The sequence below is a fragment of the Actinacidiphila glaucinigra genome (assembly GCF_035918135.1).
In the GTDB taxonomy this organism is placed as follows: domain Bacteria; phylum Actinomycetota; class Actinomycetes; order Streptomycetales; family Streptomycetaceae; genus Actinacidiphila; species Actinacidiphila glaucinigra.
This window is the reverse complement of record NZ_CP109144.1, coordinates 3,240,173-3,266,005: the sequence shown is the minus strand read 5'-3', so window position 1 is coordinate 3,266,005 and position 25,833 is coordinate 3,240,173. Positions and strand designations below refer to the sequence as shown.

Genomic DNA, 25,833 nt, shown 5'->3' with positions numbered 1-25,833 from the left:
TGCGGGACCGCCCTCGCGGACGGCCCCGCACACCGGGTGACGCTCGCTACTTCAGGCCTGGGTACAGCGGGTGCTTGCCGGCCAGGGCGCTGACCCGGGCGCCGAGCGCCTTGGCGGTCTCCGCGTCGAAGCCCGGCTTGAGGGCCTCGGCGATGACGTCGGCGACCTCGCGGAAGTCCTCGGTGCCGAAGCCGCGGGTGGCCAGTGCCGGGGTGCCGATGCGCAGACCGGAGGTGACCATCGGCGGGCGCGGGTCGTTCGGGACCGCGTTGCGGTTGACCGTGATCCCGATCTCGTGCAGCCGGTCCTCGGCCTGCTGCCCGTCGAGCTCGCTGTCGCGCAGGTCCACCAGGACCAGGTGGACGTCGGTGCCGCCGGACAGCACCGAGACCCCGGCCGCGGTGACGTCGTCCTGCGTCAGCCGCTCGGCGAGGATCTTCGCGCCCTCCAGGGTGCGGACCTGGCGGTCCTTGAACTCCTCGCTCGCCGCCACCTTGAAGGCGACCGCCTTCGCCGCGATGACGTGCTCCAGCGGGCCGCCCTGCTGGCCGGGGAAGACCGCCGAGTTGATCTTCTTGGCGAGTTCCGCCTTGCACAGGATGACGCCGCCGCGCGGGCCGCCCAGCGTCTTGTGCGTGGTCGTGGTGACGACGTCCGCGTACGGCACGGGGGAGGGGTGCAGCCCCGCCGCCACCAGACCGGCGAAGTGCGCCATGTCGACCATCAGGTACGCGCCGACCTCGTCGGCGATCCGCCGGAAGGCCGCGAAGTCCAGCTGCCGCGGGTACGCCGACCAGCCGGCGATGATCAGCTTCGGGCGGGACTCCTTGGCCAGGCGCTCGACCTCGGCCATGTCGACCTGCCCGGTCTCGGCGTCCACGTGGTAGGCGGCCACGTTGTAGAGCTTGCCGGAGAAGTTGATCTTCATGCCGTGGGTCAGGTGCCCGCCGTGGGCGAGGTTCAGACCCAGGATCGTGTCGCCGGGGTTCAGCAGCGCGAACATCGCGGCCGCGTTGGCCTGCGCGCCCGAGTGCGGCTGGACGTTGGCGTGCTCGGCGCCGAAGAGCGCCTTGATCCGGTCGATCGCGAGCTGTTCGACGACGTCGACGTGCTCGCAACCGCCGTAGTAGCGGCGGCCGGGGTAACCCTCGGCGTACTTGTTGGTCAGCACCGAGCCCTGGGCCTGGAGCACCGCGACCGGAGCGAAGTTCTCCGAGGCGATCATCTCAAGGGTGGACTGCTGGCGGTGCAGTTCGGCGTCGACGGCGGCGGCGACGTCGGGGTCGAGCTCGTGCAGTGAGCTGTTGAGAAGCGACATCAGGGGGTCATCCGTCCGGAGGTCGGAGTGGACAGGGCGGAGCGTTGGGGAGGGCTCGGGCGGTCAGCTGCCGGTGAAGGCGGTGTACTCGTCCGCGGAGAGCAGGTCGCCCGGCTCCTCGGAGATCTTCACCTTGAACAGCCAGCCGCCCTCGAAGGCCGCCGAGTTCACCAGCGAAGGGTCGTTGACGACGTCCTCGTTGACCTCGGTGACCTCGCCGGAGACAGGGGCGTACAGGTCGCTGACCGACTTGGTCGACTCCAGCTCACCGCAGGTCTCACCCGCGGCGACCGTGTCGCCCACCGCCGGGAGCTGGACGTAGACGACGTCGCCGAGGGCGTTCGCCGCGTGCTCGGTGATGCCCACCGAGGACACACCGTCCGCGTCGGCGGCCGAGACCCACTCGTGCTCCTTGCTGTACCGCAGCTGCTGGGGGTTGCTCATGGCGTGAATTCTCCTGGATGCAGGTATGTGCCGGTGAACGGCTGTCTTGACAGGTGGGACGGCTGTGCCGGATGTGACCGGGACCTCAGCGCTGCCGCTTGTAGAACGGCAGGGCCACCACCTCGTACGGCTCATGCGTACCGCGGATGTCCACGCCCACACCAAGGGCGCCCGGCGCGGCGTGCGCGGCGTCCACGTACGCCATGGCGATCGGCTTGCCCAGGGTCGGGGACGGGGCGCCGGAGGTGACCTCGCCGACCACCTCGCCGCCGCCCGCCACCACGGGGTAGCCCGCCCGGGGGACCCGGCGGCCCTCGGCGACCAGGCCGACCAGCTTGCGCGGCGGCGTGGCCTCGGCCTTGGCGGCGGCCGCGGTCAGCGCCTCGCGGCCCACGAAGTCACCCGGCTTGTCGAACTTCACGACCCGGCCGAGGCCGGCGTCGAAGGGGGTGAGCGCGGTGGTCAGCTCGTGCCCGTACAGCGGCATGCCCGCCTCCAGACGCAGCGTGTCCCGGCAGGACAGGCCGCACGGCACCAGGCCGGCGTCCGCGCCCGCCTCGGTCAGCGCCTGCCACAGCTTCTCCGCGTCGGCCGGGGCGACGAAGAGCTCGAAGCCGTCCTCGCCGGTGTAGCCCGTGCGGGCGATCAGCGCGGGGACCCCGGCCACGGTGCCGGGCAGGCCCGCGTAGTACTTCAGCCCGTCCAGGTCGGCGTCGGTGACCGACTTCAGGATGGCGGGGGAGTTCGGGCCCTGGACGGCGATCAGCGCGTAGGCGTCGCGGTCGTCGCGGACCGCGGCGTCGAAGCCGGCGGCGCGTTCGGTGACCGCGTCGAGGACGACCTGGGCGTTGGAGGCGTTGGCGACGACCATGTACTCCTCGTCGCCGAGGCGGTAGACGATCAGGTCGTCGAGGATGCCGCCGTCGGGCGCGCAGATCATCGTGTAGCGGGCACGGCCCACGGCCAGCGCCGAGATGTGGCCGACCAGCGCGTGGTCCAGCGCCTCGCCCGCGCCCGGACCGGTGACCGTGATCTCGCCCATGTGGGACAGGTCGAAGAGACCGGCCCGGGTCCGCACGGCGGTGTGCTCGTCGCGCTCGCTGGCGTACCGCAGCGGCATGTCCCAGCCCGCGAAGTCGGTCATGGTGGCGCCGAGGGCGCGGTGCAGCGCGTCCAGTGCGGTACGGCGGGATTCACTCATCGGGCGGGCTCCCAAGGCGAGGAAGAGACAGGTAGGGCGATGACGGGGCAGGTCCTCCCCATCTGTCATCGGAACCTGAGAGGTTCACCTGGACCCTCCGGTCGGAGGAGTCCTGGTTTGCACCTTGGGTGGGGCGGCGCCCCCGTTGCCGGGAGGGCTCGCCCGCTTTTCAGATGTGCCTCGAACGCGCGGTATCTGTGCCTGAGAGATTCAAGGGAGGACTTGCTCCTTCGGCGTCCCGCCCGCCGCAGCGGTGCGGAAGCTCTCCCGCGCGGCCTCGAACGGCCGATATGTGATTGAGGGCGCCATCATTGCACGGGCGCCCGCCGTTGTCGCGATCGAGTCCCGGATGTCCCGGTCCGGTTCCGATCCGGTTGTAACGCCGCCGTTTCTCTGGGTAGGCAAAGACACAGGATTTACCATTTCTTGAACGTCGGACCCGGAGGGCGAACTGTGCGGTGGCAGAGTGCGTATGCGACGGCCGGGGGCCCGGCCGTGTCCCGGCCGGTACCGGCGCGGGCCGGGGAGGCGCGCCGTGGGGGGCGCGCCGTGCGGCCGCGCCGGCTGCTCGATCTGCGGCGGGGGCGCCGGCCCGTACGCACCCTGCGCTACCCGCCGGGTGACGTCCTGGTCGTCTCCGGTCTTCCGGGCGGCGGCAAGAGCACCCTCATGCGGCGCGCGAAGGGCGGTGCCCGCCTGATCGACTCGCAGGACGTGAGGGAGCGCTGGCAGGCGCGGCTGCCGCGGCTTCTGCCGTACGCCCTCTACCGCCCCCTGGTGCGGATCGCGCACTACGCCGGGCTGTGGCGGGCGTTGCGCTCGGGCGACAGCGTCGTCGTGCACGACTGCGGCACCCTGCGCTGGGTGCGTGCCTGGGTCGCCCGTCAGGCGCGGCGCCGGGGGCGGGGCATGCACCTGGTGCTGCTGGACGTCCCCGTGCGGACCGCTCTGGACGGTCAGCGCGAACGCGGCAGGGGGGTGTCGGCGTACGCCATGGCCCGGCACCGCAACGCCTCCCGCCGGCTGCTCGCCGAGGCGGAGGCCGGCCGGCTCCCCGGGGTGTGCGTCTCGGTGGTGCTGCTGGACCGCGAAGCGGCCCGGGAGCTCGAGGCCATCGACTTCGACGGCTGAGCGGCCGGGCCGCGACGCGTGAGGGGCGGTACCGCTACTGACCCTGGAGGTCCTCCTGGGCCTGCGGCGCGATCTGCGCCTCGGGCGGCAGCTGCTCCCCCTGGTCGTTCAAGGGGAGCGGCAGCGGGAGCGGAAGCGGCAGCGGCAGCGCGCCGGTGAGCAGCTTCGGCACCGCCAGCAGCAGGGCCTGCAGGTCGGCGACGACGGTGGCGACACCGGCCGTCACACCCGCGAGGTCCTTGGCGACCACCTTGGCCAGCAGGTCCGTGACGTCCTGGACCAGCTTGGTGAGCGCGTTCTTGACGTCGGTGACGGCGTCCGCGGCGCTCTGGTCGCCCGGACCGCCGACCTGGTCGATGGCGCCCGGGTCACCCGGCTGGCCGAGATCGCCTGGCTCCAGGCCCGGTTGTGGCGCGCCCGGATCGAAGGCCGACGGGTCGGTGACGCCGGGAGATACCGCACCAGCCTGGTCGAGGACCGAGGCCAGCTGTCGGCTCGCCTCCTCCAGACCCATGCGGAGTTCGTCCAGCTTCGCCGAGTCCGGGCTTTCGATCTGGGCTTCCTGGGTGAGCTTGGCCCCGATGGACAGCGTGTCACCCAACTTGGCGATGAGTTCGGCGTTGCCCGTGTCCGCCGCCCGGGCGGCGAGGTGCTCGACCTCGACGGCCGTGCTCCGGGTGGGGGCCTGGGCACTCGCGACACCGCCGGTGAGGCCCATCGTCAGCGCGGCACACACGGCCGCCGCTATGAGGGTGGAGTTGATCCTGGTGATGCGCATGTCGAGATATCTCCCGGTTGAGGGTTTTCTCCTTGCTCGTCCTACCTTCGGAGCCGTGGTGACGCTTCGCAACCGGACCATCGCGTTATGTGACGGATGTGAGGTGCGGGGGTCGCTCGCGCCCGCCGCCGGATAGGGTTTCCACGGAGCGCACCACCACGGCAAATTGCGAGGCGAGACGCAGTGAACATCCCGGGGCAGCGGATATCGGACGGCTTCGCCCCGTCGGGCCACAGTGCCGGCGGCTGGCCCGCCAACGAGCTCGAGGAAGTGCTCTCCGCGGCACTCGGCGATCCGGGTGCCACGGCCCGCGTCCTGGAGGTGCTCGGGCGCTCGCAGCTGTGGATCCCGCTGCCGAACGGCGGCGGTCCCGAGAGCACCGACCTCGACCTGCCGACCCTCGAACTCGAAGGCGGCGTCTACGTTCCGGTCTTCAGCTCCGAACAGCAGTTCCTCGCCGCCGGTTCCGGCATGAACTTCGCCGTCGCCCCCGCCCGCGAGTTCGCCCGCGGGCTGCCCCCGCAGCTGGGGATCGCCGTGAACCCCGGGGGTGCGGTGGGCCTTCCGCTGCCGCCCGCCGCGGTGATGGAGCTGTGCCGCACCGACCGCGAGCCCGGTACCCCGAGCGGCGCCCGGGTCCGGCTGTGGGAACCCTCGCCGGACCAGGAGCCGGTCGACTTCCTGGCCGCCGCGGCGGGCGAGTTCGCCGTCACCCCCGTCGTGCTCTCCGCCCGCCGCGCGCTGGCCAGCGTCGAGGGCGACCCCGCCACGCTCTTCGTCGGCGTCGAACTCGACCGCTGGCAGGAGGAGGACCGGGCCGCCGCCATGGCCGCCCTCGGGCGCGCGCTCGGCGCCGTAGCGCTGCCCTGGCAGGTCAATCTGGTGCTGCTGGACGTCGCACAGGACCCCATCGGCGACTGGATGCTGGAGCGCGTGCGACCCTTCTATGTCGGCACGGGCGCATAACCTGGGTCCGGCACGACACCCGAGGCATTCGGCGAAGCAGACGACGCGGACAAGGCAGACGCGGAAGGGCGGGACACGTGAGCGCCGGCGTGGGAGGGGGCGGGGGGCTGGAGCATGCGCTCCGGCAGGTGACGCCCGGTAGGTACGACGCCTACGAGGAGGTGCTGCGGGCCCTCGCCGACAGCCAGGTGTGGATGCTGCTCTGGCAGGGCACCCCCGGCGGGGCGGACGCGCAGTACGGCAACATGGAGGTCGCCGGCCACGGCTACGCGCCCTGCGTGACCTCACCGCAGGAGTTCACCGCCTGCGGCTGGAACCGGGCCCACGAGGTGGTGTCCGGTCGCGAGATCGCGGAATCGCTCTTCCCCGACCGCTGGGGACTGTGGCTCAACCCGCACGCCCCCGGCGGCGGCATCGGCATCCCCTGGCTCGACCTGCGGCGCGTCTGCCTCGGCCTCGACCGTTCCCCGGCCGGACCGCTGCGGATCGGCGAGCCCGCGCTCCAGATCCCCCAGTACTACGCCCTGCTGACCCAGCAGGCCCATCGCACCCCGGCCGTCCGCTCGCTGCGGCGCGCCTGGGTGCAGCCCGCGCTGGGCGAGCCGTACCTGGCGATCGGCGTCGACCTCTACGACGCCGGGCCCCAGTCCGTGGAGACGGTGCGCCTGATGATGCAGTCCGCCCTCGGGGCGGTGCCGCAGGGGCTGCCGGTCGCCACGGTCGCGCTGACGGATGAGTACGACCCGGTCGGCATGTGGATGCGGGCCTCGGCGCAGCCCTTCTACTCCCGCGACGCCCACGGCGCGCCGGGTGCCCCGGGTGCGCCCGGGGCGACGTACGGCTGGGCCCCGCAGCCCTACTGAGGCCTCCGGCGGGCTTTCCGGGTGCCGTGGCGCCGGTGCGTGGGCGGGTGCGTTGCGCCTGCGGCGGGCTTTTCGCACCCGCCCACCCCTGCGGCGCCGTCCGCGGATGCGGGTGGCCCCTGTGGGTGGTGCCGGCGCGTCGGCGGCTGCGGCTGCGGCCGGTTTTCGCTGCGTTCACCGCTGCGCAGGCGGTAACGGGCGGGAGGGCGGGAGACAGCCCGCCGCAGGCGCAACGGACCCGCACCCGCCCACGCACCGCGGCGAGCCCCGCAAGGGCCCCGCGAGGGGCCGCCTCTCAGAGGACCGCGTCGATGAGCCCCAGCGGCGGGCTCCCCAATTCCAGCAGCGCCCCGTGGAACCGCTGCAGCGAGAACTCCGGCCCCCAGGCGCGCCGGGCGCGCTCACGCAGCCGCATGATCTCCAACTTGCCCCAGGTGTAGCGCCCGTACGCCGCGTCGAAGGTGCCGCGCCGTGCCTCGGAGGCCGCGCCGGCCCGCGCGAGGTGGGCGTCCCGCATGAACCGCTGCGTGGCCTCCTCCAGCGTCATCGCCCCCGTGTGCAGTCCGATCGCGCACGCGAGCCGGGTGACGCGGACGAGCGCCTCCAGGGCCACGCCGATCGCGAAGCGGGGGTCGCGGGAGCGGAAGCCCTCCTCGAGGCAGACCTCCTCGACGTAGTGCGCCCAGCCCTCGCAGAAGGACAGCGAGTGCAGGACACGCCGTACCTGCGTGGGTGCGTGTCGCAATGCCCGGCCGTGGGCGAAATGGCCGGGTGCCACCTCGTGGACGGTGATGGCCGGCAGGCTCGTGCGGCTGAAGACCGAGAGCCACTCCTCGCGTTCCTGCTCGGGCCAGTCCGGCTCCGGCGGGGTGACGTGGTACCAGGAGGCGGAGTCGGCCTCCTCCGGTGCGGCCCAGGTCATCATCGCCATGGACCAGCGGCGCGACGGCGGCGCGGGGCCCACGAGGCAGTCGCCGTCGAGCCAGGGCACGAGCCCCCGCCGGCGGGTGAAGTCGATGACCTCTTCGGTGAGCCGCGCCGCCTCGGGGATCACCCCGTCGGCGTCCGGGTGGTCGGCCAGCAGTCGCGGGATGAGCTCGTCCACGGTGGCCTTCGGGTCCAGCCGTCCGCAGGACTCGGTGAGGAGCGCGGTGAGCCGGTCCCGCTCGCGTTCGGCCTCGTCGGCGAGCGCCGACAGGTCCACACGCAGGCCCTCCTGACTGCCCATCAGCAGCGTCAGTGCCTCCCCGCCGAGCCGGGGATCGGGGTCGCCGGTCTCGGCGGCGCGGGCGATGTGGTCGACCAGGCGGGAGTGCGCGGCGAGCGCGGGACCCGCCTCCGGCTCGGTCTCCGGGTCGAGGTCGGCGGCGAGACCGCGGACCGCCCCGAGGAGTGCCCCGGCGACCGGCGCACTCACCCGGTCGAGCGACGCGATGGCCGCGTCGACGGCGTCCGGCCACTGCTGGAGGTGGCGTCTGCGGGCCTCGGAGAGTTCCTCGCGGGGCGCGTACTCGCGGTCGTAGGCGGTGAGTTCAAGATTGGACAAATGCGGATACGGGTCGCGGCGGTGCAGTTCCAGCTCGCCGTACTGGACCTTGAGGGTGTCCTCGAAGACCGAAAGGTGCCGTTCGTCGTGGGGGTCGGAAAGGGCCGGTTCGCGGAGCCGGGCGTGGGCGAGCGAGGACAGTCCGCGGCGGACGCCGTCGGGCGACAGGTCCTGCACCCGGCCGTCGTACTCGTGGAGTCCCGCCATCTCCCTGACCACGGGGACCATCAGGTCGCACACCGAGCGAAGCCGATCATTCATGGCATCGAAGGTAGCGACTCCCGTTGCCTCGCGGCGATCTGTCAACGCGCGTAACACTGCGGTAATAACGGACGAAGGTTCACCACATCACGGTTGCGCATCGCTTCCCGGTGGGGTCTGGCGCGTGATCCACGCCCCATGAAGACTCGCGCACCAAGGCGCCTCACGCGTCGCCTTAACGATTCATCACAAACTCAACACCCACAGCCCAGGCCCCATCGCACCACCATCAAAGAGCTCCGCCCGAAATGGTCGGTCCGCTCCGTCGACCCGGGCGGACGACCAGGCGAAGCCGGTCACCGCCGGCAGGGGGATGCACGAGGAGAAATGACAGCACCGCTGCACGACACCGCTGCCGCCGAGACGGCACTGCCCGACGTCACCGCCGATGTCCCGGCGAAGGCGATCGAGGGGCGCTCACCCGGCCGGATCGCCTGGATGCGGCTCAAGCGGGACAAGGTCGCGCTTGCCGGCGGATTCGTCGTGATCCTGCTCATTCTGATCGCCGTGCTTGCACCCGTGCTGGTGCACTTCCTCGGCCACGACCCGAATGAGTTCCACGAGGACCTCATCGATCCCGACCTGGGCACGCCCAAGGGCGCCTTCGGTGGCATCAGTTCGGACTTCCTGCTCGGCGTCGAACCGACCAACGGCCGCGACGTCTTCAGCCGCATCGTCTACGGCGCCCGGATCTCGCTGCTGGTGGCCTTCCTCGCCGCGCTGGTGTCGGTCGTCATCGGCAGCGTGCTGGGGGCCGTGGCCGGCTACATGGGCGGGTGGGTCGACTCCGCCATCAGCCGGCTCATGGACCTGCTCCTGGCCTTCCCGCAACTGCTCTTCACCATCGCCCTGGTCTCGGTCGTCCCGGACTCGGTGTGGGGCCTGACCGGCTCGGGCGTCCGCATGGGCGTGCTGATCGTGGTCATCGGCTTCTTCGGCTGGCCCTACATCGGACGCATCGTCCGCGGACAGACGATCTCGCTGCGGGAACGCGAGTTCGTCGAAGCGGCGCGGAGCCTCGGCGCCGGACGACTGCACATCCTCGGGCGGGAGCTCCTGCCCAACCTCGTGGCACCGATCCTCGTGTACACGACCCTGATCATCCCGACCAACATCCTGTCTGAGGCGGCGCTCAGCTTCCTCGGCGCCGGCGTCAAGCCTCCCACCCCCTCCTGGGGCAAGATGCTCTCCGACGCCGTGCCCATCTACCAGGCGGACCCCACCTACATGGTGGTCCCCGGTGTGGCGATCTTCATCACCGTACTGGCTTTCAACCTCTTCGGGGACGGGCTCAGGGATGCGCTCGACCCCAAGGGGAGCTGAGCGCCGTATCCCGGCCGCCGGTCCAGCCGGAGGGCCTCTTCAAACCGGATGACGCGGCATCGCGTCACGGGCAGTTCAGATCACGGAGGTTGTACAACAGTGAATCGCAGAGGCAAAGCACTCGGGGCGATCGCGCTTGCCGGAGCCCTGTCGCTGACCGCAGCGTGTGGGGGTGGAGGATCCGACGACAAGAAGACCTCCAGCGAAGGCGCCGGCTTCGACGCCGGTACCAAGGGCAAGGTGCTGAACGCGTCCGACAAGAAGGGCGGCACGCTCAAGCTCTGGTCGCCGCAGGACGTGGACTTCCTGGACCCGGCGCGTGCCTACTACGGCTTCGTGTGGGACATCCAGCGCCTGTACGTCCGCCAGCTGCTGACCTACGACTCCAAGCCGGGTGAGGCGGGCAACAAGCTCGTCCCGGACCTGGCGAAGGAGATGCCGGAGGTCACCAACGACGGCAAGACCTACACCTTCCACCTGAAGGACGGCGTCAAGTTCGACGACGGGTCCGAGATCACGTCGAAGGACATCAAGTACGGCATCGAGCGCGTCTTCGCGCAGGACGTGCTGTCCGGCGGCCCGGTCTACATCATCGACCAGCTGGACCAGGGCCAGAAGTACCCCGGCCCGTACAAGGACAAGGACCCGAACAAGCTCGGGCTGAAGTCCGTCCAGACGCCGGACGACAAGACCATCGTCTTCAACCTCAAGAAGGCGTACTCGGACTTCCCGTTCCTGCTCGCCATGGCCGACACCTCCCCGGTGCCGCAGGCCAAGGACGACGGCGCCAAGTACACCAACCACCCGGTGGCCACCGGTCCGTACAAGGTCCAGTCCTTCACCGCCGGCAAGGGCGCCGTGTTCGTCCGCAACGAGCACTGGGACCCGAAGACGGACACCGTCCGCAAGGCGCTGCCCGACAAGGTCACCTTCACCGTGACCACCAACCCCGACGACATGGACTCCCGTCTGCTGTCGGGTGACATCGACTACGCGATCGACGGCACGGGCGTGCAGCAGGCCGCGAAGATCAAGATCCTGCAGAACCCCAAGTACAAGGCGAACGCGGACAACCCGTACACGGGCTACATCCGCTACATGGCGTTCCCGACGAACGTGAAGCCGCTGGACAACGTGGACTGCCGCAAGGCGATAATCTACGCGGCCGACCCGAAGTCCCTGCAGACCGCCCGTGGCGGCCCGACCAGCGGTGACTACGGCCTGAACATGCTGCCGCCGAACGTCCCCGGCTCGGACAAGACGTACGACCCGTACGGCCTGGCCGCGGGCAAGGCGCAGCCGGAGAAGGCCAAGGAGGCCCTGAAGGCCTGCGGTCACCCCGAAGGCTTCTCCACCGTGATCGCGGTCCGCAACAACCGCGCCCCCGAGGTCAAGACCGCCGAGTCGCTGCAGGCGTCGCTGGACAAGGTCGGCATCAAGGCCACCATCGACCAGTACGACGGCAGCCAGTCCTCCTCCGTCGTCGGCTCGCCCGACAACGTGAAGAAGAAGGGCTACGGCGTCGTCATCATGGGCTGGGGTGCCGACTTCAACACCGGCGCCGGCTTCCTGCAGGCCCTGGTCGACGGTCGCTACATCCTGCAGAACGGCAACAACAACTTCTCGCTGATCAACGACAAGGAGATCAACGGGCTGTTCGACAAGGCCGCGGGTGAGTCGACTCCTGAGGCCGCCGCGGCGGACTACGGCCAGATCAACAAGCTGGTGATGGAGAAGGCCCTGTACCTGCCCATCAACTTCGACAAGGCGCTCACCTACCGCAACCCGCGGATGACGAACGTCTTCGCCAGCGAGGGCCAGGGCGGCCGCATCGACCTCGCGGTCGTCGGCGTCGAGTAGTAATTCCCGTCACACCAGCTAGATAGTTAAGCGCGAAGGGCAGGTGAAGGCCGCCGCGGGCGGTCGCCGGTCCCCACAAGGGGCCGGCGGCCGCCCGGCGGTTGCCGAGTTCAGTGCTCGTCTACATCTTTCGACGACTGATCAATGTCGTCGCCCTGCTGGTGGTGGTCTCCATGGTCACCTTCGGCATCTTCTTCATGGTGCCGAAGATCACCGGAAGCGACCCGGCTCTCCTCTACGCGGGGCGGGCGACCAACACGGTGGCCATCGAGGGCATTCGCCACAAGATGGGCCTGGACAAGCCGATCACCGTCCAGTACGGGGACTTCGTCAAGGGCATCGTGGTCGGCCGTGACTACGACAGCGGCACGGACAAGACCCACTGCCCGGCGCCCTGCTTCGGTTACTCCTTCAAGAACGAGCAGCCGGTGTGGCCGATGCTGCTCGACCGGCTCCCCGTGACCGCCTCACTCGCGGCGGGGGCCTCGACGCTGTGGCTCCTCGGAGGCGTCGCCACCGGTGTGATCTCCGCCTTGCGCAGACGCACCGTGCTGGACCGCGCGACGATGATCACGGCGCTCGCGGGTGTCTCGCTGCCCGTCTATTTCACGGGACTGCTGGCCTCGGCGATCTTCGTCCACTCCCTGGGCTGGCTGCCGGAGATCGGGTACGTGGACTTCGCCGACAACCCGCTGCTGTGGGCCCAGAACCTCATCCTTCCCTGGATCACGCTGGCGTTCCTCTTCGCCGCGACCTACGCCCGGCTCACCCGCGCCACCATGCTGGAGATCCTGGGCGAGGACTACATCCGCACTGCGCGGGCGAAGGGGCTCAAGGAGGGCGTTGTCATCGGCAAACACGCCCTGCGGTCCACGCTCACCCCGATCATCACCGTCTTCGGTCTCGACCTCGGCCAGCTGCTCGGCGGTGCCGTGCTCACCGAGACCGTCTTCAACCTGAAGGGACTGGGCAACGCCGCGGTCAACGCGATCAGCACCCAGGACCTGCCGGTCATCCTCGGCGTCACCATGTTCGCCGCCTTCTTCATTGTCATGGCCAACTTGGTCGTTGACCTGCTGTACGCCGTCGTCGACCCGCGCGTGAGGCTGACGTGAACCAGAGTCCCTCCACCGAGACCCCCGCACCCGGCGTGGTGTCGGACCGGTCGTCCGCCCCCAAGGAATTCCTGGCGGTACGCGACCTGAAGGTCCACTTCCCGACCGACGACGGCCTGGTGAAGTCCGTCAACGGGCTGTCCTTCAACCTGGAGCGCGGCAAGACCCTCGGCATCGTGGGTGAGTCGGGCTCCGGAAAGTCCGTCACCTCGCTCGCCATCCTGGGTCTGCACCGTGCCGGGCACAGCCGCTCCAAGCCGCAGATCAGCGGCGAGGTCTGGCTGGACGGCAAGGAGCTGATCTCCTCCTCCGCCGAGGAGGTGCGCCGGCTGCGCGGCCAGAAGATGGCGATGATCTTCCAGGACCCGCTGTCCGCGATGCACCCCTACTACACGGTGGGGCAGCAGATCGTCGAGGCGTACCGGATCCACAACCAGGTCACCAAGCAGGCCGCCCGCAAGCACGCGGTCGAGCTGCTGGACCGGGTCGGCATCCCCCAGCCCGACAGGCGCGTCAACGCCTACCCGCACGAGTTCTCCGGCGGCATGCGGCAGCGCGCGATGATCGCCATGGCGCTGGCCAACAACCCCGAGCTGCTGATCGCCGACGAGCCGACCACCGCGCTCGACGTGACCGTGCAGGCGCAGATCCTGGACCTCATCCGGGACCTGCAGAAGGAGTTCGGCTCAGCGGTCATCATGATCACCCACGACCTCGGCGTCGTCGCCGAACTCGCCGACGACCTGCTGGTCATGTACGGCGGCCGCTGCATCGAGCGCGGCAGCGCGGAGAAGGTGTTCTACGAGCCGCAGCACCCGTACACCTGGGGCCTGCTGGGGTCGATGCCGCGCATCGACCGCGAGCGCACGGACCGCCTGGTCCCGGTCAAGGGATCGCCGCCCAGCCTCATCAACGTGCCCCCGGGCTGCGCCTTCCACCCCCGCTGCCCGTACGCGGAGCTGACCGACGGCGCCAGCAGCACGGTCGTGCCGGAGCTCCAGGACGTCGGCGGCGGCCACTTCGCGGCGTGCCACCTGCGCACGGCGGATCGGGAGCGCATCTGGACCGAAGAGATTGCGCCCAAGCTGTGAAGGACCAGGCTGTGCCCAACAACGACGTCACGATCCCCCAGCAGACGGCGACGGAACCCGCGCCCACGGCTGAGGGGGAGGCTCTGCTCAAGGTCAGCGGCCTGGTCAAGCACTTCCCCATCCGGAAGGGCCTGCTGAGCCGCCAGGTCGGCGCGGTCAAGGCCGTCGACGGCATCGACTTCCACGTCAACGCCGGGGAGACCCTCGGCGTGGTCGGCGAGTCCGGGTGCGGCAAGTCCACCATGGGCCGGCTGATCACCCGGCTGCTCGAACCGACCGGTGGGAAGGTCGAGTTCGAGGGCCGCGACATCACGCACCTGGGCACCGGGGGCATGCGCCCGCTCCGCCGCGACGTGCAGATGATCTTCCAGGACCCGTACTCCTCCCTCAACCCGCGGCACACCGTCGGCACCATCGTCGGCGCGCCGTTCCGGCTGCAGAAGGTGCAGACGGAGAACGGGGTGCGGAAGGAGGTCCAGAACCTCCTGGAGCTGGTCGGCCTCAACCCCGAGCACTACAACCGCTACCCGCACGAGTTCTCCGGCGGCCAGCGGCAGCGCATCGGCATCGCCCGCGCGCTGGCGCTCAAGCCCAAGCTCGTGGTCGCGGACGAGCCGGTGTCGGCGCTCGACGTCTCGATCCAGGCCCAGGTGGTCAACCTCCTGGACGACCTGCAGAGCGAGCTCGGCCTGACCTACGTGATCATCGCGCACGACCTGTCGGTCATCCGGCACGTGTCGGACCGCATCGCGGTCATGTACCTCGGCAAGATCGTCGAGGTCGCGGACCGCGAGGACCTGTACACCAAGCCGATGCATCCGTACACCAACGCGCTGCTCTCCGCGGTGCCGGTGCCGGACCCCAAGCGGCGCGCCAAGCGCGAGCGGATCCTGCTGACCGGCGACGTGCCGTCGCCGATCTCCCCGCCGTCCGGCTGCCGCTTCCACACCCGCTGCTGGAAGGCGACCGAGGTCTGCAAGACCACGGAGCCCCCGCTGGCCACCCTGGCCACCGGGCACCAGGTCGCCTGCCACCACCCGGAGAACTCCGGGGACTCCGGTGACTCCGGCGGCGGTACGGCCGGGAAGACGGCCGAAAAGGCATAACCCCGGCGCCCGGCACAATGGAGCCGGTGCACACCGAACTGTTCAGCCACTCCGTCCAGCACGTGCTCGACCTCGTCGGAATCTTCGTCTTTGCGATCTCCGGCGCGCTGCTCGCCGTACGCAAGAACTACGACGTCTTCGGCATGGCGGTGCTCGCCGAGGTCACCGCGCTGGGCGGAGGGCTGATCAGGGACCTGATCATCGGGGCGGTCCCGCCGGCCGCCTTCACCGACCTCGGGTACTTCCTCACCCCGCTGATCGCCACCACGGTGGTGTTCTTCCTGCACCCCCAGGTCGAGCGGATCAACACCACCATCAATGTCTTCGACGCCGCCGGCCTCGGCCTCTTCTGCGTCGCCGGCACCACCAAGGCCTACGACTACGGCCTCAACCTCACCGCCTCCGCCACCCTCGGCCTCGCCACCGCCGTCGGCGGGGGCGTGATGCGCGACCTGCTCGGCAACGAGGTCCCCTCCCTGCTGCGCTGGGACCGCGACCTGTACGCGGTACCGGCCATCGTGGGGGCCACCGTCGTGGTGGTGCTCATCAAGTTCCAGGCCCTGACCCCCGCGACCGGGGTCCTCGCCGTCGTCAGCGCCTTCGCCCTCAGACTGCTGGCCATGCGCTACCACTGGCGCGCGCCCCGCGCCTGGCACCGGCGCACCACCGCGGCGGAGGAACTCCACCTGTAGCGGGGCACCGCCCGGGAGGGCGGGCCTCGGTCCGGGAAGGCGCCGCGGCCGCCGTAGAATCACGCTCATCATGGCCTACCTCGACCACGCCGCCACGACCCCGATGCTGCCGGAGGCGGTCGAGGCGATGACCGCGCACCTCGCCGTCACGGGCAACGCATCCTCCCTCCACGCGGCCGGCCGCCGGGCCAGGCGCACGGTGGAGGAGTCCCGCGAGTCCCTCGCCGCCGCGCTCGGCGCCCGCCCCAGCGAGATCGTCTTCACCGCGGGCGGCACCGAGGCCGACAACCTCGCCGTCAAGGGTCTGTACTGGGCCCGCCACGACGCCGACCCGCGACGCACCCGGGTCCTCGCCAGCCCCGTCGAGCACCACGCCGTCCTCGACGCCGTCGACTGGCTCGCCACGCACGAGGGCGCCCGGGTCGAATGGCTCCCGGTCGACGCCCACGGGCGCGTCCACCCCGAGGCCCTGCGCGAGGCCATCGCCCGCGACCCCGGCGATGTGGCCCTCGCCACGGTCATGTGGGCCAACAACGAGGTCGGCACGGTCTTCCCGGTCGCTGAACTCAGCGAGGTGGCACGGGAGTTCGCGGTGCCGCTGCACTCCGACGCCGTCCAGGCCCTCGGCCAGGTCGAGGTCGACTTCGCGGCGTCCGGGCTGGACGCCATGACCGTGACCGGGCACAAGGTCGGCGGCCCGTACGGGGTCGGCGCGCTGGTGCTCCGGCGCGAGATCGGCCCGGTCCCCATCCTCCACGGCGGCGGCCAGGAGCGCGGCGTGCGCTCCGGCACGCTGGACGTGCCCGCGGTCGCGGCGTTCGCCGTCGCCGCGGCGCTGGCGGCGGAACGGCACGAGGACTTCGCGCGGGAGATCGGCGCCCTGCGCGACGACCTGGTCGCCCGGGTCCGGGAGGCCGTCCCCGAGGCCATCCTCAACGGCGACCCCGCCCCCGGGGGCCGCCTCCCGGCCGGCGCCCACTTCTCCTTCCCCGGGTGCGAGGGGGACTCCCTGCTGATGTTGCTCGACGCCCAGGGCATCGAGTGCTCCACCGGGTCCGCGTGCACCGCCGGCGTCCCCCAGCCCAGCCACGTCCTCCTGGCCATGGGCGCCGACCCCGACCTGGCGCGGGGCTCCCTGCGGTTCTCCCTCGGGCACACCTCGACGGCCCAGGACGTCGCGGCCCTCGGCGAGGCCATCGGCCCCGCGGTGGCCCGCGCCCGCAGCGCGGGCCTGATGTAACGCCTGCGGCGGGCCTTTCCCGCCCGCCCACCCGTGCGTCGCCGTCGCCGTGCGGGGGTGGCCCCCGTGGGCGCCGGCGGTGCGTCGGCGGCCTGCGGCAGCGTGCCGCCTTTCCGTTCACGCACCGCAGGCGGCAACGGGCGGGTGGGAGACCGCCCGCCGCAGGCGCAACGCAACCGGTACTCGTCCGCACACGCGCAGCCCGGCGAGGGCCCCGCGGTGACCGGCCCCGCAAAGCGTCGCCGGGGCGCCGTACTCTAGGAGGCGCTATGACTGACTTCCCCGGTGCACCCACAGGTCCTGGCGACGGCCGTCGCCTCCGCGTGCTCGCCGCGATGAGCGGTGGCGTCGACTCGGCCGTGGCGGCCGCCCGCGCCGCCGAAGCGGGGCACGACGTCACGGGCGTGCACCTCGCCCTCTCCGCGAACCCGCAGTCCTTCCGCACCGGAGCCCGCGGGTGCTGCACGATCGAGGACAGCCACGACGCCCGCCGCGCCGCCGACGTGATCGGCATCCCGTTCTACGTCTGGGACCTCGCCGACCGCTTCCGCGCCGACGTCGTCGACGACTTCGTCGCCGAGTACGCCGCGGGCCGTACGCCCAACCCCTGCCTGCGCTGCAACGAGAAGATCAAGTTCGCCGCGCTGCTCGACAAGGCGATCGCCCTCGGCTTCGACGCCGTGTGCACCGGCCACTACGCCACCGTCGTCGTCAACCCCGACGGATCCCGCGAGCTGCACCGCGCCTCCGACGCGGCCAAGGACCAGTCGTACGTGCTCGGCGTCCTCGACGAGCGGCAGCTGGCGCACGCCATGTTCCCGCTCGGCGACACCCTCACCACCAAGGGCGAGATCCGGGCGGAGGCGGCCCGCCGCGGTCTGTCCGTCGCGAAGAAGCCCGACAGCCACGACATCTGCTTCATCGCGGACGGCGACACCCAGGGCTTCCTCGCGCGGCGCCTCGGCACCGCCGAGGGCGACATCCTCGACGAGGACGGCAAGCGCCTGGGCACCCACTCCGGCGCTTACGGCTACACCGTGGGCCAGCGCAAGGGCCTGCGCCTGGGCGTGCCCGCCGCCGACGGCAAGCCGCGCTACGTGCTCGACATCTCGCCGGTGGACAACACGGTGACCGTCGGCCCGGCCGAGGCGCTGGACGTCACGGCGCTGACGGCGATCCGCCCGCGCTGGTGCGGCACCGCGCCCGACGGCGCCGGGCCGCGTACGTACACCGCCCAGCTGCGCGCCCACGGCGAGGACGTGCCCGTCACGGCCGAGCTGGCCGACGGGGAGCTCAGCGTCCGTTTCACCGGCGGAGCCGTCCGCGGCGTCGCGCCGGGCCAGGCGGTCGTGCTCTACGACGGTACGCGTGTCGTCGGCTCGGCGACGATCGCCGCGACGGAGCGCAGCCCGCGCGCCGCGGCGAGCGCCTGACCGTCCGCACGCGGGGCACGGAACGGCCGGGCGACCCCCTGCCCGGCGTCCGGTGCCATGCGCGAGACTGGCCCGCATGAACATCTGCGTCTTCCTCTCCGCCGCCGACCTCGAGCCCCGCTACACCGAACCGGCCCGCCAGTTCGCCGAGCTGATCGGCAAGGGCGGCCACACCCTGGTGTGGGGCGGCTCGGACGTGGGCCTGATGAAGGTGATGGCGGACGGGGTGCAGGAGCACGGCGGGCGCCTGGTCGGGGTCTCGGTCGAGTTCCTGGCGGCCAAGGCGCGCAAGGGCGCCGACGAGATGGTGATCGCGGCCGACCTCGCCGAGCGCAAGGCGGAGCTGCTGGCCCGCGCGGACGCCGTGGTGGTCATGGTGGGCGGTACCGGCACGCTGGACGAGGCGACCGAGATCCTGGAGCTGAAGAAGCACGGGCTGCACACCAAGCCGGTCGTCCTGCTCAACACGGCGGGCTTCTACGACGGGCTCAAGGAGCAGTTCCAGCGCATGGACGCGGAGGGCTTCCTGCCGCTGCCCCTCACCGACCTGGTGTTCTTCGCCGAGGACGGGGTCTCGGCGCTCGCCTACCTGGAGGAGGACGCCGGCATCGTGTGAGCCGGCGGGGATGACAGCATGGGGCCCATGTCGATTCACCTGATCACCGGCGCGGGCTCCGGCATCGGCGCCGTCGTGGCGCAGCGCCTCCTCGAACGCGGCGACGAATTGTGGCTGCTGGCCCGCAACGCCGGACGTGCCAAGGAACTGGCCGACCGCTTCCCGGGCGCGCGCACCCTCGTCGGCGACCTCGCGGAGCCGGAGCGGCTGTCCTGGGCGCTGGGCCACCAGTCGCCGCCGGACCGGCTGGACTCCCTGCTGCACATCGCGGGCGTCGTGGACCTGGGGCAGGTGGGCGAGCTCACCCCGAAGACCTGGAACCGGACGCTCGCCGCCAACCTCGTCGCCCCCGCCGAGCTGACCCGCCTCGTCCTGCCCCAACTGCGGCTGTCCCGCGGCCACGTGGTCTTCGTCAACTCCGGTGCCGGGCTCAACGCGCATGCCGAGTGGGGCGCCTACGCGGCCAGCAAGCACGGACTCAAGGCGCTCGCCGACTCCCTGCGCCACGAGGAGCACGCCAACGGGGTGCGGGTCACCTCCGTCTACCCGGGCCGTACCGCCACGCCGATGCAGGCCAAGGTGCACCAGCAGGAGGGCAAGGCGTACGACCCCTCGCGCTGGATCGCCCCCGAGTCGGTCGCGACGGCGATCCTGACGGCGGTCGACCTGCCGCGGGACGCCGAGATCAACGACCTGACGATCCGGCCGGGAGCCTGACCGGCCCGCCGTCGTAGGCTGCACCGGTGAGCACGGAAGGTACCGAAGCGAAGTTCCGGCTGCCCGAAGGGGCGGCCACCGGCGTGGGATCGATGCCGGGAGGTGACGCGCGCGAGGCGGCACGGACGGCGACCGGGGCGCTGGAGGCGCTGCCGTTCCTGCCGGAGCTGCCCGCGCGCGGCCCGGGCGCCGACATGATCGGCCGCACGCTGGGGATGCTGGTCGAGCTGTACGCGCGCGTGGAGCCCAGCGGATGGCGGTTCGGCGACCGTCCGGGCCGGGACACCCGCCGGGCCGGGGCGTGGCTGGGGGAGGACCTGGACGCCCTGGAGGAGTTCACCCAGGGCTACGAGGGCCCCCTCAAGCTCCAGGCCGTCGGGCCGTGGACGCTCGCGGCCTCCGTCGAGCTGAGGAACGGCGAGGCGGCGCTCTCCGATCCCGGGGCCTGCCGCGACCTGGCCGCCTCGCTCGGCGAGGGACTGCGGCTGCACCTGGAGGACGTGCGCCGGCGCGTGCCCGGCGCGAGGCCCGTGCTGCAGCTGGACGAGCCCTCGCTGACCGCCGTGCTCCAGGGCCGGGTCAGGTCCGCCAGCGGCTACCGCACGCACCGCGCGGTGGACCGGGGCGTCGTCGAGGGCGCGCTGCGGGACGTCATGGCGGCCGTCGGCGGTGGGGACGGCGTGCCCGTGATCGCGCACTCCTGCGCGCCGGAGGTGCCCTTCGCGCTGCTGCGCCGGGCCGGGGTGGCGGGGGTCTCGTTCGATTTCTCGCTGCTCACGGAGAGTGACTGGGACGCCTTCGGCGAGGCGGCCGAGGCGGGAACCGCGCTCTTCACCGGTGTCGTCCCGGGTACCGACGCCCCATTGTCGGACCCTGCGGGTAGCGTCAGTGGTGTTCGGGCGCTGTGGCGCAGGCTGGGGCTGTCCCCGGGGGATCTGGGCACCTCCGTGGCGGTGACCCCGACCTGCGGACTGGCGGGGGCCTCGCCGGCCTATGCCCGTGCCGCGCTCGTGCACTGCGCGAAGGCGGCACGCTCGCTCGTCGACAACCCTGAGTGAGGATGGGATGAGGAAGGACGTGGACGTGGAGGACTCCGTGATCCCCGAGGGCGCCAGGAACGAGGACGTGCCGGCGAAGGCGCGCGAGCTGCACGCCTCCCTTGCCGAGCAGGTCGAGGAGCACCGCTTCCGCTACTACGTCAAGGACCAGCCGGTCGTCAGCGACGCCGACTTCGACAAGCTGCTGCGGCAGCTGGAGGCGCTGGAGGACGAGCACCCGTCACTGCGCACGCCGGACTCGCCGACCCAGAAGGTGTCCGGCGCCTATGCGACGGAGTTCACCTCCGTCGAGCACCGCGAGCGCATGCTCTCCCTCGACAACGCCTTCACCGAGGAGGAGCTGAACGCCTGGGCCGAACGCCTCGCCGCGGAGCTGGGTCCCCCGGCGGGCGAGGGCGGCACCTACCACTTCCTGTGCGAGCTGAAGGTCGACGGACTCGCCGTCAACCTCACGTACGAGAACGGCCGCCTGGTGCGCGGCGCCACGCGCGGTGACGGCCGCACCGGCGAGGACATCACGCCCAACGTCCGCACCATCGCCGAGATCCCGGACCGGCTGGCGGGGGAGCGCGTCCCCGCGCTGGTCGAGATCCGCGGCGAGGTCTTCTTCCCCATGGAGAAGTTCGAGGAGCTCAACGCCCGTCTGGTCGAGGCGGGCGACAAGCCCTTCGCCAACCCGCGCAACGCCGCCGCCGGCTCCCTGCGGCAGAAGGACCCCCGGGTGACCGCGAGCCGCCCGCTGCACATGGTGGTGCACGGCATCGGCGCCCGTGAGGGCTTCGCCATCGACTGCCAGTCGCACGCCTACGAGCTGCTGCACGAGTGGGGCCTGCCCACCACCAGGTACGCCCGCGTTGTCGGCACGCTCGCGGAGGTCAAGGAGGCCATCGCCTACTACGGCGAGCACCGCCACGACGTCGAGCACGAGATCGACGGCATCGTCGTCAAGGTCGACGAGATCCCGCTGCAGGGCCGGCTCGGCTCCACCGCCCGCGCGCCGCGCTGGGCCATCGCGTGGAAGTACGCGCCGGAGGAGGTCAACACCAAGCTGGTCGACATCCGGGTCGGCGTGGGCCGCACGGGCCGTGTGACGCCGTACGCGGTGGTCGAGCCCGTTACGGTGGCCGGCTCCGAGGTCGAGTTCGCCACCCTGCACAACCAGGACGTGGTCAAGGCCAAGGGCGTCCTCATCGGCGACACCGTCGTGCTGCGCAAGGCCGGTGACGTCATCCCGGAGATCCTCGGCCCGGTCGTCGACCTGCGGGACGGCAGTGAGCGCGCGTTCGTGATGCCCGCCCAGTGCCCCGAGTGCGGCACCCCGCTGCGGCCGATGAAGGAGGGCGACATCGACCTCCGCTGCCCCAACGCCCGCTCGTGCCCGGCCCAGTTGCGCGAACGGCTGTTCTATCTGGCCGGCCGTAAGTGCCTGGACATCGAGAACTTCGGCTATGTCGCGGCGGCCGCGCTCACCGGCCCGCTGGAGCCCGCCGACCCGCCGCTGCGCGACGAGGGCGACCTGTTCGACCTCACCCCCGAGGAACTGCTGCCCATCCGCGCCCATGTCCTCGACCAGAACACCGGCCTGCCCAAGCGCGACCCGGAGACCGGCGAGGAGAAGGTCGTCTCGGTCTTCGCCAACCAGCAGGGCGAGCTGAAGAAGAACGCGGTGGCCATGCTGGAGAACATCCAGAAGGCCAAGGAGCAGCCGCTCGCCCGGATCATCGCAGGTCTGTCGATCCGTCACGTCGGCCCGGTCGCCGCCGAGGCCCTGGCCCGTGAGTTCCGCGACCTGGACGCCGTCTTCGCCGCCGACGAGGAGCGCCTGGCGGGCGTCGACGGCGTCGGCGGGATCATCGCCGCCTCACTCAAGCAGTGGTACGAGGAGGAGTGGCACCGCGAGATCCTCCGCAAGTGGAAGGCGGCCGGGGTCCGCTTCACCGAGGAGGGATCCGACGAGGGGCCGCGCCCGCTGGAGGGCCTCACCGTCGTCGTCACCGGCACCCTCGCCACCCACACCCGGGACGGCGCGAAGGAGGCGCTCGTGAGCCGCGGGGCCAAGGTCACCGGATCGGTCTCCAAGAAGACCGACTTCGTGGTCGTCGGCGACAGCCCGGGCTCCAAGTACGACAAGGCGGTGCAGCTGAAGGTGCCGATCCTGGACGAGGACGGCTTCGCCGTGCTGCTCGGGCAGGGCGCCGACGCGGCCCGGGAGGCGGCCGTGAACCCCGAGGGCTGACACCACGTCATCACCCTTTCGGCCCAAAGGGGAACGATCCGGGAGGGTGGGATCCATTCCGGGCAACAGCAGCCGATCGGTGCCCGTGACAGCCTTTATCGGCCTACTGTTGAGAGGCGCGCCTTCCGGGCATGGGCCCTCCAGCAGCCCGGTGGTCAATCCCGCGGGCACGGGCGTGTGGTGGAACGGCACACGCGGCTGCGAGAGGGTACGGGCATGGAACCGACGGACAGCGCTGGACCGGCGCAGCGGCTGCTCGGGCCGGCCGCGCCGGTGCTGCCCGCGGCGGCACTCAGGTACTCGGTCGTGGGCGCTGCCGCGGCGGCCCTGGTCGTGGGCGTGGTCCGGATACTCGTGGACGGCAACGCCTTCTTCCCCGGCGGGGACGTCGGCTGGGCGTTCGCCGTGCTCACCGGCATCATCGTCGGCCACCTGGTCGCCATGGGCCGGGACCGCTGGTGGGGCGGCACCGGCTCCGGCGCCGCCCTGACGCTCGCCATGCTGCTGCTCTACGGCTGGGTGCCCGCGGTGCTGGTCAGCCTGGCCGTCGTCGTCCTGGTCGGCGCGGCCCGCCGGCACCGCTGGCGGGAGGCGCTGCTGCACGGCGCCGTGGACATCCTGGGCATCGGCGCGGCCTCGCTCGCGCTCTCCGTCTTCGGCACCCACCCGTCCGTCGAACAACCCTGGCAACCCGCCACATGGGGGATGGCCGCCGTCCCCGCGGTGCTCGCCGCCGCACTCGGCTACCTGGCGGCGACCCGCACGCTCCTGTGGTACGCGATCGTGCCGCGCGCCGGAGCGCTGCCCACCGTGGCCCGCACCGCCCTGATACGCCAGGGCTTCGTCGGCGTCGCCCTGCTCGGCATCTCCCCGCTGATCATCATCGTCGCGGCCGATCTGCCCCTGCTGCTCCCGCTGTTCGCCGTGCCCCTGATCGCGCTCGACTCCACCCTCTGGATCGCCCACGCCCGCGCCGAGGAACAACTGCGCGACCCCCTCACCGGACTGCCCAACCGTCAGTGGCTGCTGGAGCGCACCTGGACCGCGCTGGACGACGCCGCCCGCAGCGGCGAGCGCGCCGCCCTCATCCTGATCGACCTGGACAAGTTCCGCTCCGTCAACGACACCCTGGGCCACATGGCCGGCGACCGGCTCCTGGTGCAGATCGCGGACCGTCTGCGGCTGGCCCTGCCGCGCGGCGCCGAGGTCGCCCGGCTCGGCGGCGACGAGTTCGCCGTCCTGCTCCCCACCTGCGACGCGCCGACCCGCGCCCAGCGCATCGCCAGGGCCCTGGTCGCCGCGCTGAGCTCGCCGTTAAGTCTCGACGGCCTGACCTTGGTGCTCGAGGCCAGCGCCGGGGTCGCCGTCTACCCCGATCACGCCGGTGACGCCGAGGGCCTGCTGCGCCGCGCCGACGTCGCGATGTACCAGGCGAAACGCGACCGCAGCGGGGTCGAGGTCTACGAGTCCTCCCGCGACGGCAACACGCCCGACCGGCTGGGCCTCCTCGGCGACCTGCGCCGCGCGCTGGACCGCGGCGAGGTCGAGCTGCACTACCAGCCGAAGGTCCGCTTCGACGGACAGGTCGTCGGCCTGGAGGCGCTGGTCCGCTGGGTGCACCCCGAGCGCGGCCGGGTGAGCCCCGAGGAGTTCATCGCGATCGCCGAGACCTCCGGGCTCATGCCGCAGCTCACCGAGTACGTCCTGGAGACCGCCCTCGGGCAGGTCGCCCGGTGGCGGGCGATGGGGCTCGACGTCCCCGTCGCGGTCAACGTCTCGCCGCGCGACGTGCACTCGCCCGGGTTCGCCGGGGCCGTCGCCGCACGCCTGGCCCGGCACGGGGTCCCGCCGGGGGCGCTGCAACTGGAGATCACCGAGCACGTGCTGCTGGAGGACCCGCAACGCGCCGCCGACACCATGGCAGGGCTGACCGGGCACGGGGTGAAGATGTCGCTGGACGACTTCGGCACCGGGTACTCCTCTCTGGTGCATCTGCGGCGGCTGCCGGTCAGCGAGCTCAAGATCGACCGCTCGTTCGTGGCGCGGCTGTCCGTCGACGCCGAGGACGCGGAGATCGTGCGCTGCACGGTCGACCTCGCCCACTCCCTCGGCCTCCTCGTCGTGGCGGAGGGCGTCGAGGACGACGAGACGTGGGAGCGCCTGCGGGACCTGGGCTGCGACGCGATCCAGGGCTGGCTCGTCGCCGCCGCGATGCCCCCGGAGGAGACCACGGCCTGGCTGCGGCTGCGCGGCCGTTCCGGATGGCGTCGCCCGGCGGAGCTGGAGGCCGCGAAGGAGCGGGCCGCCGTCCCCGACGCGCAGTAACGTTTGTGGGCCTCCGACCTGCGGGCCCGCACCCGCCGCGCGGCGTCGCGGGCGCCCCGTGGACCCCATCCGCCCCGGCGGCACCACGGGCCCGGCCGGCCCGTCCCGGCGCACCCCGGCGGGGCGAAGCGCAAACCGTTTCGCCCCCGGGGCGCCCGCGCCCATAGGATTGGGCGCGAAAAGACCAAACTCACCCCCAGAGGATCGCTGCATGCCAGGCATCACGCGCGAGGAGGTCGCCCACCTCGGCCGGCTGTCGCGTCTGGAGCTGAAGGACGAAGAGCTCGACCACTTCGCCGGACAGCTCGACGCCATCATCGGCGCGGTCGCCCGCGTCTCCGAGGTGGCCGGCGAGGACGTACCGCCGACCTCCCACCCGCTGCCGCTGACGAACGTCATGCGCCTTGACGAGGTCAGGCCCAGCCTGACCCCGGCGGAGGCGCTGTCCGGCGCGCCCGCCCAGGAGCAGCAGCGCTTCAAGGTGCCGCAGATCCTGGGGGAGGACTGATCACG

Annotated in this window: 22 protein-coding genes and 1 riboswitch; of the genes, 17 read left to right on the top strand and 5 right to left on the bottom strand. The window is 71.6% G+C overall.

Annotation, left to right across the window (positions count from 1 at the left end):
* Positions 1 to 46: 46 nt before the first annotated feature.
* From glyA to gcvT, 3 genes are all read right to left on the bottom strand, one after another.
* Positions 47 to 1,318 (bottom strand): serine hydroxymethyltransferase, encoded by a 1,272-nt coding sequence (gene glyA / locus OIE69_RS14220; protein ID WP_326572322.1) that lies wholly within the window; start codon positions 1,316 to 1,318, stop codon positions 47 to 49.
* A gap of 63 nt (positions 1,319 to 1,381) precedes the next feature.
* Positions 1,382 to 1,762, bottom strand: a complete 381-nt coding sequence (gene gcvH / locus OIE69_RS14215; protein ID WP_018563431.1) for a glycine cleavage system protein GcvH — start codon at positions 1,760 to 1,762, stop codon at positions 1,382 to 1,384.
* A gap of 85 nt (positions 1,763 to 1,847) precedes the next feature.
* A complete protein-coding gene (gene gcvT / locus OIE69_RS14210; protein WP_326572321.1) occupies positions 1,848 to 2,963 on the bottom strand; it encodes a glycine cleavage system aminomethyltransferase GcvT in 1,116 nt (371 codons plus the stop codon).
* A gap of 179 nt (positions 2,964 to 3,142) precedes the next feature.
* A riboswitch (glycine riboswitch) is annotated at positions 3,143 to 3,243 on the bottom strand.
* Positions 3,244 to 3,416: 173 nt separating this feature from the next.
* On the opposite strand from gcvT, the gene OIE69_RS14205 reads away from it, so the two are divergent.
* Complete coding sequence (locus tag OIE69_RS14205; RefSeq protein ID WP_392567505.1) at positions 3,417 to 4,094, top strand: AAA family ATPase; 678 nt, start codon at positions 3,417 to 3,419, stop codon at positions 4,092 to 4,094.
* A 34-nt stretch (positions 4,095 to 4,128) separates the two neighbouring features.
* Here the strand turns inward: OIE69_RS14205 and OIE69_RS14200 are convergent, their stop codons facing one another.
* Positions 4,129 to 4,872, bottom strand: coding sequence for a hypothetical protein (locus OIE69_RS14200; protein ID WP_326572319.1), 744 nt, complete (start codon positions 4,870 to 4,872; stop codon positions 4,129 to 4,131).
* 183 nt (positions 4,873 to 5,055) lie between these two features.
* Here OIE69_RS14200 and OIE69_RS14195 point away from each other — a divergent pair, with 183 nt between their 5' ends.
* A complete protein-coding gene (locus OIE69_RS14195) occupies positions 5,056 to 5,838 on the top strand; it encodes an enhanced serine sensitivity protein SseB (RefSeq protein ID WP_392567504.1) in 783 nt (260 codons plus the stop codon).
* A 77-nt stretch (positions 5,839 to 5,915) separates the two neighbouring features.
* A complete protein-coding gene (locus tag OIE69_RS14190) occupies positions 5,916 to 6,701 on the top strand; it encodes an enhanced serine sensitivity protein SseB C-terminal domain-containing protein (RefSeq protein ID WP_326572318.1) in 786 nt (261 codons plus the stop codon).
* 295 nt (positions 6,702 to 6,996) lie between these two features.
* On the opposite strand, the gene OIE69_RS14185 is transcribed toward OIE69_RS14190, so the two are convergent.
* Positions 6,997 to 8,508, bottom strand: a complete 1,512-nt coding sequence (locus tag OIE69_RS14185) for a DUF885 family protein (RefSeq protein WP_326572317.1) — start codon at positions 8,506 to 8,508, stop codon at positions 6,997 to 6,999.
* Between the two features lie 327 nt (positions 8,509 to 8,835).
* Here OIE69_RS14185 and OIE69_RS14180 point away from each other — a divergent pair, with 327 nt between their 5' ends.
* The 14 genes from OIE69_RS14180 to gatC all read left to right on the top strand — a co-directional run bounded on the left by OIE69_RS14180 (position 8,836) and on the right by gatC (position 25,828).
* The gene (locus tag OIE69_RS14180) at positions 8,836 to 9,831 is read left to right on the top strand and encodes an ABC transporter permease (RefSeq protein ID WP_326572316.1); all 996 of its coding nucleotides are present in this window, start codon (positions 8,836 to 8,838) and stop codon (positions 9,829 to 9,831) included.
* 48 nt (positions 9,832 to 9,879) lie between these two features.
* Positions 9,880 to 11,691 carry an ABC transporter substrate-binding protein gene (locus OIE69_RS14175; RefSeq protein ID WP_326572315.1) on the top strand — a complete coding sequence of 604 codons (1,812 nt, stop codon included), beginning with the start codon at positions 9,880 to 9,882 and terminating at the stop codon, positions 11,689 to 11,691.
* A 113-nt stretch (positions 11,692 to 11,804) separates the two neighbouring features.
* Positions 11,805 to 12,806, top strand: a complete 1,002-nt coding sequence (locus OIE69_RS14170) for an ABC transporter permease (RefSeq protein ID WP_326572314.1) — start codon at positions 11,805 to 11,807, stop codon at positions 12,804 to 12,806.
* The gene (locus OIE69_RS14165; protein WP_392567503.1) at positions 12,803 to 13,897 is read left to right on the top strand and encodes an ABC transporter ATP-binding protein; all 1,095 of its coding nucleotides are present in this window, start codon (positions 12,803 to 12,805) and stop codon (positions 13,895 to 13,897) included. The genes OIE69_RS14170 and OIE69_RS14165 overlap by 4 nt, the downstream gene beginning before the upstream one ends.
* An 11-nt stretch (positions 13,898 to 13,908) precedes the next feature.
* Positions 13,909 to 15,003, top strand: a complete 1,095-nt coding sequence (locus tag OIE69_RS14160) for an ABC transporter ATP-binding protein (RefSeq protein ID WP_392567502.1) — start codon at positions 13,909 to 13,911, stop codon at positions 15,001 to 15,003.
* 26 nt (positions 15,004 to 15,029) lie between these two features.
* The gene (locus OIE69_RS14155) at positions 15,030 to 15,695 is read left to right on the top strand and encodes a trimeric intracellular cation channel family protein (RefSeq protein ID WP_326572313.1); all 666 of its coding nucleotides are present in this window, start codon (positions 15,030 to 15,032) and stop codon (positions 15,693 to 15,695) included.
* Between the two features lie 70 nt (positions 15,696 to 15,765).
* Complete coding sequence (locus tag OIE69_RS14150; protein WP_326572312.1) at positions 15,766 to 16,935, top strand: cysteine desulfurase family protein; 1,170 nt, start codon at positions 15,766 to 15,768, stop codon at positions 16,933 to 16,935.
* Positions 16,936 to 17,204: 269 nt separating this feature from the next.
* Positions 17,205 to 18,368, top strand: a complete 1,164-nt coding sequence (gene mnmA, locus OIE69_RS14145; protein WP_326572311.1) for a tRNA 2-thiouridine(34) synthase MnmA — start codon at positions 17,205 to 17,207, stop codon at positions 18,366 to 18,368.
* Between the two features lie 76 nt (positions 18,369 to 18,444).
* A complete protein-coding gene (locus OIE69_RS14140) occupies positions 18,445 to 18,984 on the top strand; it encodes an LOG family protein (RefSeq protein ID WP_326572310.1) in 540 nt (179 codons plus the stop codon).
* A gap of 27 nt (positions 18,985 to 19,011) precedes the next feature.
* The gene (locus OIE69_RS14135; protein WP_326572309.1) at positions 19,012 to 19,701 is read left to right on the top strand and encodes an SDR family oxidoreductase; all 690 of its coding nucleotides are present in this window, start codon (positions 19,012 to 19,014) and stop codon (positions 19,699 to 19,701) included.
* Positions 19,702 to 19,793: 92 nt separating this feature from the next.
* On the top strand, positions 19,794 to 20,759 hold the full coding sequence (locus OIE69_RS14130) for a methionine synthase (protein WP_326581137.1): 966 nt from the start codon (positions 19,794 to 19,796) through the stop codon (positions 20,757 to 20,759).
* A 7-nt stretch (positions 20,760 to 20,766) separates the two neighbouring features.
* On the top strand, positions 20,767 to 22,995 hold the full coding sequence (ligA, locus tag OIE69_RS14125; protein ID WP_326572308.1) for an NAD-dependent DNA ligase LigA: 2,229 nt from the start codon (positions 20,767 to 20,769) through the stop codon (positions 22,993 to 22,995).
* A 216-nt stretch (positions 22,996 to 23,211) separates the two neighbouring features.
* Positions 23,212 to 25,320, top strand: coding sequence for a putative bifunctional diguanylate cyclase/phosphodiesterase (locus tag OIE69_RS14120; protein ID WP_326572307.1), 2,109 nt, complete (start codon positions 23,212 to 23,214; stop codon positions 25,318 to 25,320).
* 211 nt (positions 25,321 to 25,531) lie between these two features.
* The gene (gene gatC / locus OIE69_RS14115; protein ID WP_326572306.1) at positions 25,532 to 25,828 is read left to right on the top strand and encodes an Asp-tRNA(Asn)/Glu-tRNA(Gln) amidotransferase subunit GatC; all 297 of its coding nucleotides are present in this window, start codon (positions 25,532 to 25,534) and stop codon (positions 25,826 to 25,828) included.
* Positions 25,829 to 25,833 lie beyond the last annotated feature (5 nt).

What these genes read in the sequence shown, in the direction of transcription:
- glyA (WP_326572322.1), bottom strand. Translation starts at nt 1,318, where the DNA reads ATGTCGCTTCTCAACAGCTCACTGCACGAGCTCGACCCCGACGTCGCC.
- gcvH (WP_018563431.1), bottom strand. Translation starts at nt 1,762, where the DNA reads ATGAGCAACCCCCAGCAGCTGCGGTACAGCAAGGAGCACGAGTGGGTC.
- gcvT (WP_326572321.1), bottom strand. Translation starts at nt 2,963, where the DNA reads ATGAGTGAATCCCGCCGTACCGCACTGGACGCGCTGCACCGCGCCCTC.
- OIE69_RS14200 (WP_326572319.1), bottom strand. Translation starts at nt 4,872, where the DNA reads ATGCGCATCACCAGGATCAACTCCACCCTCATAGCGGCGGCCGTGTGT.
- OIE69_RS14185 (WP_326572317.1), bottom strand. Translation starts at nt 8,508, where the DNA reads ATGAATGATCGGCTTCGCTCGGTGTGCGACCTGATGGTCCCCGTGGTC.
- OIE69_RS14180 (WP_326572316.1), top strand. Translation starts at nt 8,836, where the DNA reads ATGACAGCACCGCTGCACGACACCGCTGCCGCCGAGACGGCACTGCCC.
- OIE69_RS14175 (WP_326572315.1), top strand. Translation starts at nt 9,880, where the DNA reads ATGACGCGGCATCGCGTCACGGGCAGTTCAGATCACGGAGGTTGTACA.
- OIE69_RS14150 (WP_326572312.1), top strand. Translation starts at nt 15,766, where the DNA reads ATGGCCTACCTCGACCACGCCGCCACGACCCCGATGCTGCCGGAGGCG.
- mnmA (WP_326572311.1), top strand. Translation starts at nt 17,205, where the DNA reads ATGACTGACTTCCCCGGTGCACCCACAGGTCCTGGCGACGGCCGTCGC.
- OIE69_RS14140 (WP_326572310.1), top strand. Translation starts at nt 18,445, where the DNA reads ATGAACATCTGCGTCTTCCTCTCCGCCGCCGACCTCGAGCCCCGCTAC.
- OIE69_RS14135 (WP_326572309.1), top strand. Translation starts at nt 19,012, where the DNA reads ATGTCGATTCACCTGATCACCGGCGCGGGCTCCGGCATCGGCGCCGTC.
- OIE69_RS14130 (WP_326581137.1), top strand. Translation starts at nt 19,794, where the DNA reads ATGCCGGGAGGTGACGCGCGCGAGGCGGCACGGACGGCGACCGGGGCG.
- ligA (WP_326572308.1), top strand. Translation starts at nt 20,767, where the DNA reads ATGAGGAAGGACGTGGACGTGGAGGACTCCGTGATCCCCGAGGGCGCC.
- OIE69_RS14120 (WP_326572307.1), top strand. Translation starts at nt 23,212, where the DNA reads ATGGAACCGACGGACAGCGCTGGACCGGCGCAGCGGCTGCTCGGGCCG.
- gatC (WP_326572306.1), top strand. Translation starts at nt 25,532, where the DNA reads ATGCCAGGCATCACGCGCGAGGAGGTCGCCCACCTCGGCCGGCTGTCG.